This is a genomic window from Gemmatimonadaceae bacterium, assembly GCA_037721215.1.
Taxonomy (GTDB): Bacteria; Gemmatimonadota; Gemmatimonadetes; order Gemmatimonadales; family Gemmatimonadaceae; genus UBA4720.
In genome coordinates, this window is the sequence record JBBJNV010000013.1 from 97725 (window position 1) to 104412 (window position 6688).

4 protein-coding genes are annotated in these 6688 nt (G+C 62.0%); all 4 read right to left on the reverse strand.

All coding sequences use genetic code 11. The annotated features are described in order from the left end of the window. Position 1: 1 nt before the first annotated feature. A complete protein-coding gene (gene aroF / locus WKF55_08885) occupies positions 2-1087 on the reverse strand; it encodes a 3-deoxy-7-phosphoheptulonate synthase (protein ID MEJ7759696.1) in 1086 nt (361 codons plus the stop codon). Between the two features lie 15 nt (positions 1088-1102). After that, entirely contained in the window at positions 1103-4645 is a 3543-nt protein-coding gene (gene smc / locus WKF55_08890) for a chromosome segregation protein SMC (protein MEJ7759697.1), read from the reverse strand. Further along, the gene (locus WKF55_08895; protein ID MEJ7759698.1) at positions 4645-5934 is read right to left on the reverse strand and encodes an SPOR domain-containing protein; all 1290 of its coding nucleotides are present in this window, start codon (positions 5932-5934) and stop codon (positions 4645-4647) included. The genes smc and WKF55_08895 overlap by 1 nt, the downstream gene beginning before the upstream one ends. Then, the coding region (locus tag WKF55_08900; protein MEJ7759699.1) for an SPOR domain-containing protein at positions 5931-6688 on the reverse strand (758 nt) is incomplete at its 5' end. The genes WKF55_08895 and WKF55_08900, both read right to left, overlap by 4 nt.

The following is a 6688-nucleotide window of genomic DNA, read 5'->3' on the forward strand; positions in this document are numbered from 1 at the left end:
ATCAATGGGTACCCGCCGGGTTGGCCTGCGTTCCTGCATCCGCGCTTGGCTCAGCACCCCGTTCAGGTGACATCGCCCCCGGGGTGACACGCCTTCCAATTGCTGTCGCGACCGCCCGCAACTCGTCGATCAGCGAGTTAAGCTGACCGGGAAACAATGACTGCGCTCCGTCGGACAGCGCACTATCGGGGTGCGGATGCATCTCGACCAGTATGCCGTCGGCGCCGGCTGCAAGCGCCGCGCGGGCCATCGGCGTCACTTTTTCACGAACGCCGGTTCCGTGGCTCGGGTCCCCTACGATCGGGAGGTGCGAGAGTTGATGCACGGTGGGAATCGCCGTCAGGTCGAACATGTTGCGGGCCGAGGGATCGAAGGTTCTCACACCACGCTCGCAGAGGATGACCTGATTGTTTCCTTCCGCGAGAATGTACTCCGCGCTGAGCAGCAGATCGCCGATGGTAGCTGCCATGCCACGCTTTAACAGCACCGGTTTGCCAATTCTGCCAACACATTTGAGCAGCGAATAGTTCTGCATGTTGCGCGCGCCTATCTGAATACAGTCGGCAACTTCGGCTACCAGATGCGCGCCCTCGTCATCCATCGCCTCCGTCACGATCGGCAACCCTGTCTCGCGGCGCGCCAGCGCCAGCAGCGCGAGACCTTTTTTCCCCAGGCCCTGAAACGAGTACGGCGAGCTCCGTGGTTTGAACGCACCGCCACGCAGCCCTGCCCCTCCGGCATTTTTCACGGCATGTGCTGCTTCCAGAATCTGAACCTCCGATTCAACGGAGCAAGGCCCCGCAATTACCGGCACGTCCACTCCGCCAAATGACACTCCCGGCGCGATGGTCACCACAGTGTTTTCCGGCCGCCATTCCCTCGACACCTGCTTGTATGGCTGCGTGACGTGGATCACCTGCGCAACACCTGTCAGGGCGGCGATGCGCGACGAATCCACGCGTCCGTCATTCCCGACAATGCCAATCGCGGTGCGTTGCGCTCCTGGCATCGGGCGCGCTTCATAACCCATGCCTTCAACGGCTTCCACAACCCGCGCAATATCAGCGCTCGTTGCACTGTGATGCATCACCACCAGCATCGGCTAGGCGCCCATCGCCGCAAATTCTGCGGACGCCGGTAAGGCCCCGGATATGGCATCATCAACAGCAGCACCCCTCATGTGAACGCTCACCAGCGATGAGACTCCCGGTTCCTGCATCGTTACTCCATAAACAGCGTCTGCCGCCTCGGTAGTAGTCCGCGGATTGTGCGTAATGACGATGAACTGGGTGTTCGTCTTGAACTTGTTCAGCATGTGCACGAACCTGCCGATGTTTGCATCGTCCAGCGGCGCGTCGACCTCGTCCAGGAGACAGAACGGGCTGGGCTTCGTCAGGAAGATTCCAAACAACAGCGAAAGCGCCACAAGTGCACGTTCGCCGCTGGACAACAGATGAATGCGCTGGGTTCGCTTGCCGCGTGGCGCGGCATGGATCTCGATGTCACCATCGAGCGGGGAGTTGGCATTCTCGAGCCGCAGATCGCATTCCCCACCGCCAAACAGCGTCATGAAAATGTTCCTGAAATTTTCCCGTACCTTCACGAAAGTAGCGAGAAACAGATCGCGGGCTGTGTTGTCGATTTCGCGGATTGCCTGTTCGAGAGAAAGCTTTGCTGAAGACAGATCGGCACGCTGCGATACGAGCATCTCCACCCGTTTCTGCTCTTCCTCGTGCTCTTCAATCGCAAGCGGGTTGACGGGACCGAGCGCCTCGAGCTGCTCGCGAAGTCCGCCGGCTTCCGCACGGAGCGAATCGTCGTCGGCTTCGAGCGGGGCAATGGTTTGCATCAGGTCTTCCAGCGAGCGCTTCCACTCGGCTTCAAGTCGTTCGCGAATCGCGGTCTTTTTACCGGAGAGCTCGATGAACCGGAGTTCCGCGGCATGCAGCTCCTCCGTGAGTTCAGCGGCACGATGCCGGATTTCTGTGAGCATATGCTCGGCCGCTTCGAGGCGTCCGTCCGCTGCCCTTACAGCAAGCTCCGCATGCGCCAGACGTAGTTCTGCATCGTGGAGTGCGGCCTGTCGTTGCTTGAGGTCGAGCCCCCACGCAGCAAGCTGGCTTGCCAGCTCTCCATCGGACGCGGAAAGCGTGCTCAGCTCGGATTGAAGCGACGCAAGACGGCTCGACGCAGAGGTGAATTGGTCGCGCAGGTTCCGCTCGCGGTCTGTTGCCACCTGAAGACGGGCTTGAGCCTGTGCGCTCGACACTTCGCTTGCCGTTTGCGCGTCCCGCGCCTCATCCTGCCGCTTCTCGGTTTCCGCGAGGGCGCGCCTTGCTTCACTGGACGCGGACTCAAGTTTCAGCAGCTCGGCGTCGCTATCGACCGTTGCCCGGGAAATGCGGGCGATGCTTTCCAGCGTAGTGGTCTCGCGATCCGTCAGCCGCTGCAGTAACGCCGAAGCATTTGCAACTTCCTTGAGCGCACGCTGATGACGTCGCGCTGCAGCGGAGAACTGGTCATCATTTTCGGCGAGAACACGTGCCGCCGCAGCGGCAGCTTCCTGAGCCTCGTTCATGGATTGCTCAGCCGCATTCAACTCGTTGCGCGTGGATTCGGCCTTTTGTTCAGCTTCATTGCGCAGTTGTACCGCTACCACAAGCTCGCGGCGTGATTCCGAGATCTCCGCGCGCCTCCGAATCGGACCGGGCCCGGTTGCATTTCCGGGTAGCCAGATCGCACCTCGTGCGTCGACGAAGCCCGAACCGTCTGCGATTGCAATCACGCTGCCCAACAGCTTGCGAACCCATCCAGCGGCGGGGGTGTCCGACCTTACGAGGTGCGCCAGTTCTGCACTACCAGCGTCGCTCGTGGATGCTCCGGTGGCTGAGTCCGAGTCGGCGGGGAGGAGGAGCAGCGGTCCCGGGCTCGTCGCTCCGTGCCAAGCGCGAATTTCGTCTGCAACCTCGCGATCCCTCACCAGCACGGCGTGCACACTTGCTCCGAGAAATCGTTCGACGAGAGACGCTGAGTCTGCATCAGCGCTGATGAAATCGCTGAGTGGCCCGAGCACGCCGCCATTGCCGAATCGTTCGCGCTCCTTGAGCAGCCGCGCCGCTGCTGGCGCCAGGCCGACGCGTTCGCGCTCCAGTGCCTCGAGCGCATTCACCCTGCTTTCAAGCTCGGTCTGGAATTCCCGTGAGCGCAGGAGGAGCGAACGGGCGGCGGAGTCTGAAGCACGTGCCGCACTCACTGCATCGAGGGCAGACGCAACAACAGCATTGAGCGATTCGTTCCGTTCGCGTGCGATGCGGAGCGAGTCTTCAGCTTCACGCAGCTCGCGGCCAGCGCTCACTTCCGAATCTGCGAGCTGTGCCTGCTCCTCGACGAGAGATTGCCGACTCGCCGTCAGTTCCTGTAAATCCCTCTCCCCGGCCTGCCTGTCGAGCATGTGCCGGTGCGCAAGCTCGCGCAACTCTCTCGCGGCACGCTCGCCAGCATCCACCCTGACCCGCGCGGCCGACAAAGCAGCCCGCACAGACTCTTCCGCAGCGGTGCGCTCACCGAGCGCGCGTCTGGCTGTGTCCACTTCACTCCCAAGCAGTGCGCGGTGCGCAACGCCCCGCTCGAGTTCATCGCCCACCCGTTCAACGAGCGATCCGCCATCGCGTCGCTCCTGCTCCGCGCGTTCGCGGCGGGAGAGTGCATTGCGCTGGCGCTCCTCCGCCACGGCAATCTGGCCCCTCAGGCTCTGCGTGTGATCGCGCTGTTCGGAAACCAGTCTGGCCAGTCCACCGCGGTGCGCTTCCGACTCAGCCCTCGCCGAATGCGCGGCATCCCGGCCAGCTTCGGCCCCGGCCACTTCCTCATCACTGCGAGGTGCCTCGATACGTAGCTCGGCGACGCGCGTACCGAGGAGCGTAAACTCTTCGCGCCAGGCCTCCATCTCGCGTGCCGCAAGGGCGACTTCGACCGTGAAGCGACGCTGCGTCAGCTCGACATGCTTCTCCGCCCGGCGCCGCTGTCGCGCAAGCGACCGCACCTGCGTCTGCACTTCCGCAACGAGATCGTCGAGCCTGCCAAGGTCGAGTGCCGTCTCTTCGAGTCTGCGCTCGGTGCTGCGCTTGCGGTCACGATAAAGTCCCACGCCAGCGGCTTCTTCGAAAAGCTCGCGTCTCTCGTCGGGTCGGTCCGAGAGCAGAGCGTCGATCATCTTGCTCTCGATAACAACCCCGGAATCCGCGCCCAGACCGGTTCCGCGTACCATGTCCTGTATATCCCGCAGACGGCATGGTGTGCGGTTCAGCAGATAGTCGCTTTCGCCGGACCGGCTCAGGCGCCGGGTAATTACCACCTCACGAAACGGGACACCGAGAGCTCCATCCTCGTTCTCGAAGTGGAGTGACACTTCGGCGATGTTGACAGGCCGTCTCGACGAGGATCCCTGAAAGATTACTTCCTCCATCCTGGCCCCGCGCAACGCACGCGCACGTTGCTCACCAAGCACCCATCGCACCGCGTCCGACACATTCGATTTACCGCAGCCGTTGGGGCCTACGATTGCGGTGACGCCCGGCTCGAAGAGGAGCTCGGTTTGATCCGCAAACGACTTGAATCCATGCAGCTCCAGCCTGGTAAGCCGCACTAGGGTGTTCTCCCGGTTCGATACGCGAGCAACGGCAGGAGACCCTTGACGCGCAGATCCGTGGCCGCCAAGGCAGACTGTTCCGCACTCTGAAAAGCACCCGCGTACACCCGGGCACTCCCATCGCGCTGCATCAGCGCATATGCCGGGACACTCCGCTCGATCAGACTTTGTACCATCTCGCTCGTCCGGCTGCGCATTCCACCCTGTGATGGAATACTGTCCACCAGCAACGCAAACGGCGCACGCACAACCGACCCAGCCGAATTGGATACAATCCGCCGCCGGCGCAGGGACACGAGCAATCTATTTGCGTCGGCGCTGTCGGCAAATGCACCTGCGTACACCTTGTACCACGCGGCCTCAGTATCGCCAACGGGCACCAGCGAAACCGTGGCACCCGGCATCACGGAGCGATGACGCTGAAGCTCGAAGTTTGCTGCTTCCGCCGTGTTGGATGAGAGTATCTCGATCGAAAACGGAGTTGCCATGAGCGAATCTCCGGGATTTGACGGCTGCAATACCGGCGGCCGTGGCCGACTTGCAGAGTCTGGGACTCCCGAATCGACAGCGGCCAAAGCCGGTACAGACTCAGTTGCCCGCTCCGGTGCCCGGGACCCTATCAGGACGCCCGCCACGGCCCCGATCGCGATCAATGCGGCCGCAGCGGCGCCGAGCATGCCACCTGTCCACCTCCTGGGCGGCGGCGCCAGATCGATTTTTGGCGGGGTAATCACGGGAGGGTGGGCGATTCTTGCGAGAACGACAGCCTTGGGGGCAGCGCTCAGCGACGGTATGCCAACCAGAACGACGCCGTCGAGCTGTGCAATCAGCCGATCGAGACCGGGAGCGGATGCACCGACGACAAGCAGCAGCAGCTCATCGGAACTCGCGAACTCCGAAGCAAAACGCCTCCACCGTCCGTTGCTCAGGATTTCCTCTGTAGCCGGGGAGTCCGTGCCACCAGGCATAAAAAAGAAATTCTTCGTTCCCTCCACTGTACGCGCGACTTTTTTAAACGACGTTCCGAACGCGAAGCTGTCGTAAATGCCGTGTGGGTCATCGTCCGTCATCAACCGCTGCAACGGAGCGAGATCTCCCACGAGGTCGCCGATCATGACGAGACGGTACGCACTTTCAGCGAGTGCAATTCCGATTGCTACGTGGCCAGCAGCGTCCAGATCGTCCGACGTGATGACAACTGACGAATACCCGCGAACAGCGGCGGCTGCGCGGCGGCCCGAACCCTCGTACGCCCCGCCAGGTACACGGGCGGCGGTGGACGTCACTGCGGAGCCTCGTAAACCCAGTGCTGCCGTCCCGAATCGCGACCGATGCGCTCGGCTTCCTCACGCGACCCGTACGGACCGAGTACGACGCGATAAAGCGTCGTCGTCCCTGTCTGCGAGAGAACGATATGAGGCCGAATGCCGTTTACCTCAATTCCGCCGGCAACTTCCTTCGCCCGCAATCCCGTCAGCACGGCCGCAAACGAGACCATGTATCTTGGACGAGCAGGCTGAGGGTAAGCGGCCGGCGGTACAATCATCGAGGGCGCGGTGTCGCGGATGGGCGGTGACGGAATGCCGCTGTCTGCAGGCACAATTCCAGGCGAATCTTGCACGATCACAGTGTCATTTTTTCCGAAAGTCACAGGCTGGTCGAGATTGGCCGAGCGGGGCCGAAATCCATTCCATGAGAAGAAATACCAGAAGTCAATTGCTCCATCGGCAATCGTCTTCACATCCTCGAGAGTATTCGCATTGACGAACACTACGTCTTTTCCGCGACTGGTAGCAATTGTCGACGACGGCGCGAATGCGGGGAGATCCGCCGTCCATGCCGTTCTGAGGGACCCGGCCGGCCGGCTGCTGCCGATTGCAATCACCCAGGCCGAACCGCCGGCCGCTGCCGGTCGCGCCAGAACCTGCTGCCCCAAGGGATCCATTCGAAGCTCGGAAACCGGCGCAGGGAGATCGATTGAACCAACAATCGATTGGCTATAGCGGTTGACGATGGAGATACGATTGCTGCCACGCACTG